Raw genomic sequence first — 4058 nt, 5'->3', positions numbered from 1 at the left:
CGCCGTGCTTACCCTCAAAGATCAGGCCTTCCACCATTCCAACCTTGCCGACGAACTGTTGGAAGGCCTCACTTTAAGCGGCACCGACCTCTCGCGCTGCCGCTTCTCCGGCGTGGTTTTCCGCCGCGTGCGCGTAAGCGGCGCGCTGCTCGCCCAGTGCGATTTCGAGAACTGCACCTTCCAGAGCTGCGTCTTCTCCGGCGCGGATCTCTCCCACAGCCGCTTCCGGGGCTGCCGCTTCTCCGGCGTGAGCTTCGAGAGCTGCGACCTTTCCCGCGCGGTCTTCGAGGCCTGCGCCCTTGGGGCCTGCTCCTTCGCGGAATCCAGCCTGGCCGGAGCGGGACTGCTCAAGAACCGCCTGGATTCCCTGAGCCTGCGCGCCTGCGCGCTTTCCGGCCTGCACGCCCAGGAATGCGCCCTGGCCCGGCTGGCCCTTGCACGCTGCGACCTTTCGGGCTCCCTGCTGGAAAGATGCGTCTGGCGCGACTCGGAGCTCATGGCCTGCCAGTTCGGAGATGCGCGGGTGCTCGGCTGCGAATGCCTGAACCTGCGGCTCACGCGCTCGCCCGCGCCCGGTCTGGCCGTGCTGGGCGGCCATACGGACAGTCCCCGCCTGTCCCAGGCCGAGGCCGCAACCCGCGCCCGCTGCCTGGACACCAGCTGCCGCGAAACCCAGGAGCTGCACCCGGCCCTGCAAAGCGGCCCCGGCGCGGCCTTTGTGCGCGCCTGCCTGGAGGCCTTCCTGCGCGTGGACGAGGCCCGGCGGACCTTGTCGGCCATGCGCGGCCAGGACCAGCGCCGCCGCGAACTGGCCCTGGAGCGCCTGACCGAACCCCAGGGGCAGTTGCTGCGCCTCTTGCCCGCGCTTCTGACCACCAGCGTGTTCGAGGCCAGCCAAGGCGTCGCGGGCGTGCCGCCCTGCGCCATCGCCGGGCACGTCCGGCCCGCCGCGCCCGCGGGCGAGGACCGCGCCCAGCTGGAGCGCCTGTTTCCCGGCCAGGCCCTGCCCAGAACGGCCAGCGCCCTGCCCGAACCGGCCCTGATCCTGGAGGCCGTGTACGCCATCGGCTCCTTGGGATCGGTTGCGCAGAAGCCCAGCTCCGACGTGGACTGCTGGGTCTGCGTGAACCCCGGCCCGGCCTTGCGCGACGGTCAGGCGGGCTTCGAGACCGCGCGCGCGGGCCTGGCGCGCAAACTCCAGGCCCTGGAAGCCTGGGCCTGGGAGCAATACGGCCTGGAGCTGCATTTCTTCCCCATGGCCATGGAGGACGTGCGCCAGAACAACTTCGGCATGAGCGACAAGGAAAGCTCCGGCTCGGCCCAGGCGGCCCTCTTGAAGGAGGAGTTCTACCGCACGGCCCTGAAGCTCGCCGGGCGCGACCTCCTGTGGTGGGCGGCGCCGCCCACGGCCTCCCAGGCCGAGGCCGAAGCCCTGCTGGCCGAGCTTTCCCGCCTGGCCCCGCGCACCGCCCAGGAACTGGTGGACCTGGGGCAGCCCCGGGCCATCCCGCCGCAGGAATATTTCGGGGCCTGCCTGTGGCAGATAGTGAAAGCCCTGCACAGCCCGTACAAGTCCGTGATGAAGCTGGGACTTTTGGAAAAGTACGCGGGCCAGGGCAAGGACATGCGCCTCCTGTGCGACCGCATCAAGGAGGCGGTGCTGCGCGGCCGCAGGCTGGCCGAGGACGTGGACCCGTATCTCTCGCTCTTCACGTCCATCCGCAAGCACTACCGGCAGCTGGAAGACCTCGGCAGCCTGACCCTCATGGGCGAGTGCCTGCGGCTGAAGGCCGATGTGGCCCCGGAGGACCTGCCAGCGGAGTTCGAGGCCAACGGCCTGCCGCCCGCCGCGCAGGCCGCCGCGTCCTCCGCCGCGCAAGCTGGCGCGCAAGGCGATGCTGGGGCCTTCGCCGGGGCCTTGCGCCTGGGCGCAATGGTCAACCAGTTCATGATCTCGGCCTACCGGCGCATCCAGTCGGGCATACAAGCGGGCATCCGCGCGGGCGACACGGCCGCCCAGATCAGTCCGGAGGACCTGACCCGGCTGGGCAGGCGCATCGCCGCCAACTTCGCCCAGCACCCGCACAAGGTGGGGCTGGTGCCCTTCCTGTCCGACGGCCTGACCTTCACCGAACTGTTCTTCTACGCCGAGAAGGCCCCGGGCAAGCGCACCATCTGGGGCGTGAAGGGCAAGGACAAGGACGCGGGCAAGGCGGCGGTGGAATCGCTGGCGCCCCTGCGGCGCGATGTGGACGTGGTGCGCCTGCTGGCCTGGCTGTTGTTCAACGGCCTGTACGACCCCAGGCAGGCCGTGCACGCGGAGCGCAGCCTCGCGCCCATCGCCCTGCTGGATTTGCAAGCCTTGCTGGCGGACCTGGCGGGCTTTTTCCCCCGGCGCGAAACCCTGGAGCCCGACCTGGACGAATACCTGCAGGCCGAGCGCGTGACGCGGGCCTACGTCATCGCCAACCTGCCCGTGCCCACGGACAAGAACAAGATCCTCACCGTGAGCGTGCTTTACGCCACCAACTGGGGAGAGGTGTTCTGCCAAAGCTTCGACAATCCGTCCCTGACCCTGCAGAAGGCCCCGCTGGCCTTCCTGCGCGAGAGCCTGGCCAGGCCCATCGACACTTTGACCCAGCTGCGCGTGTTCATGCCCAAGAAGTCCACGGCGCCCCGGCTCAAAATGGGCTAGCAGGAGCGGGTGGACAAGACGCCCGGCTCCGGGTAGGGGGTCCAAGCGCCGCCGGGAAACCGCGCGCGGGCCGGCGTGGGCGCACGCCGTGCAGACAACGCAGCATTTCGGAGGAATGACAATGAAAAACGCCTACAGAAAGAAGCTTGACCGGGCCGCGACCCTGATCCGCGAAGTGTTCTCCGACCTGGAGAGCGAGGAATCCGCCGATTTCGACGCCTTCGGCACCCGCCTGGACGATCTGGCCGGGGAAATCGAGGACATCCTGCTTGAGGACGAGGACAAGACCGACGACGATGACGACGACGACGACGGCCGCGACGACGACGAATAGAACCACAGGCTGCCCGGCGAAACGCGCGGGCGGCGCCCTCGACTGACATTTTTTCGGCATGCGCCGCTGGCTTCGGCTGGCGGCGCTTTTTTTGCGCCCCGGCATGGGCGCGCCCTGTGTTGGCCAGACGTGCGAAGGACTATTGATGACATTGCCGCGGCAGCGGCTTTTGCGAAGCCGGCGCGGAAGCGCCCGTGCGGGCCTTTAGCGGCCTAGGCGCGCGGTCTGGGGGGAGGGTCGGCCTGCGGGCTTGGGAATGACGGCCGTGGCCACCCAGTCGAGCACCAGGGCCACCGGGGCCGTGGGCTGGGTGAGGGCCTCCTGGGCCTGGGCCAGCACCAGGTCGAGCCTGCGCAGGCCGGAGGGTCCGAGCCGCGCCAGACGTTTGGCCGTGGGGCTGCCCTGGCCGCCCTGGCCGTCAACGCCCAGAGCCAGGGCCTGGGCCAGTTCCCCGGCCAGGCCGGAGAGGATGCGCAAGGCCAGGGAGCGGTCCGCCGCGCCCTTGGTGCCCGTGCGTTCGAACCAGCCTTGGCCCGTGTCCCAAAAATTCAGCAGCGCGGCGATCCACTCGGCAGCGTCCGGTTCCGGCGTCTTGGCCTCGGGCCAGGGCAGGGTGAGCACAAAGCTGCGCGAGACAAGGGTCTGCAACAAGCGCTCCCGCTGGGGGGCCAAAAGCACGAAGACATTGCCGGGGCGGGGTTCCTCCAGCGTCTTGAGCAGCAGGTTGGCCACGGAGGGGTGCAGGTCCTGGGCCTCGACGAAGATGGTCACGCGGCTGCCCGCGCCCTGGGGCGGCTGGCCCCACACCGGCAGCAGGCGGCGCATGGCGTCTGTGCCGGAAAGGCTCTCCTGCTGCTTGGCTTCCTCGAAGAAGCGTTTGTCCACCACGATGAGGTCGCGGAACACGCGCTCGTCGATCTGCCGGCAGGCCGCGCAGGTTCCGCAGCCGCCGCCGAGGGCGTCCACGCAGTTGAGCGCCTTGGCCCAGGCCAGGGCCGCGGCTTCGCGGTCGGGCGCGCCGCCGCCCTC

At 69.7% G+C, this 4058-nt stretch carries 3 protein-coding genes; 2 read left to right on the top strand and 1 reads right to left on the bottom strand.

Features of this window, described 5'->3' with window-relative positions:
* Positions 1–2695 (top strand): class I adenylate cyclase (locus VN419_RS07405; RefSeq protein WP_325646040.1); only part of this gene is annotated, 2695 nt, incomplete at its 5' end.
* A 121-nt stretch (positions 2696–2816) separates the two neighbouring features.
* Positions 2817–3029: a hypothetical protein gene (locus tag VN419_RS07400; protein WP_325646038.1), complete on the top strand. Its 213-nt coding sequence runs from the start codon at positions 2817–2819 to the stop codon at positions 3027–3029.
* Positions 3030–3233: 204 nt separating this feature from the next.
* On the opposite strand, the gene VN419_RS07395 is transcribed toward VN419_RS07400, so the two are convergent.
* Positions 3234–4058 (bottom strand): DNA polymerase III subunit delta' (locus VN419_RS07395; protein WP_325646036.1); only part of this gene is annotated, 825 nt, incomplete at its 5' end.

Origin of the sequence: Humidesulfovibrio sp., assembly GCF_035560995.1 — a bacterium.
Lineage (GTDB): Bacteria > Desulfobacterota > Desulfovibrionia > Desulfovibrionales > Desulfovibrionaceae > Humidesulfovibrio.
This window is presented reverse-complemented; position numbering and strand designations above follow the sequence as displayed.

Coding starts and splice junctions, on each gene's coding strand:
- VN419_RS07400 (WP_325646038.1), top strand. CDS start 2,817: ATGAAAAACGCCTACAGAAAGAAGCTTGACCGGGCCGCGACCCTGATC.